This window comes from Mycobacterium sp. P2_H7 (assembly GCF_056403275.1).
In genome coordinates this window covers 1-433 of record NZ_JBFUFU010000058.1, presented here as the reverse complement: position 1 = coordinate 433, position 433 = coordinate 1, and the positions used below count along the sequence as shown (strand labels likewise).

At 62.6% G+C, this 433-nt stretch carries 1 protein-coding gene; it reads right to left on the bottom strand.

Annotated features, from left to right (window positions below; all coding sequences use genetic code 11):
* Positions 1-45 precede the first annotated feature (45 nt).
* A partial coding sequence (locus AC1DY7_RS31330; protein ID WP_477497653.1) for an amidase family protein occupies positions 46-433 on the bottom strand: 388 nt, incomplete at its 5' end.

Sequence of the window (433 nt, the reverse complement as noted above, 5' to 3'; positions counted from 1 at the left end):
CGGCTTTGCTGTCACAATCATAAAATCACGAGAGGATGCGAGACTCTAGCCGGGAACCTTCAGCGGCGCCCGCCGCGTCAGCCAGCCCGAAATCTTTTCCATCTGTCCGGCGAGCGACAAAAGCGTCTCCTCGTCACCCGGGCGGCCGACGGCCTGGATGCCGAGCGGCAGGCCGGCATCGGTGACATGGACAGGCAGCGCGATCGACGGCTGGCCGCTGACGTTCTGGATCGCCGGCCAATGGGTGAACCACAGGCTCTTGTCCATCAGCTGGCCGAGCAGCGGCTTGAGTTTCAGCAATCGGGTGAGACGCAGTTTGTCGAGCAGATTTTCGATGAGCTCGTCGGCACCCTTCGGATCCATGGCGCCGCAGACGAGCGGCGGATGCGCAATGATCGGCATCAACACGGCGTCATATTGCGCGGTCTCGGTG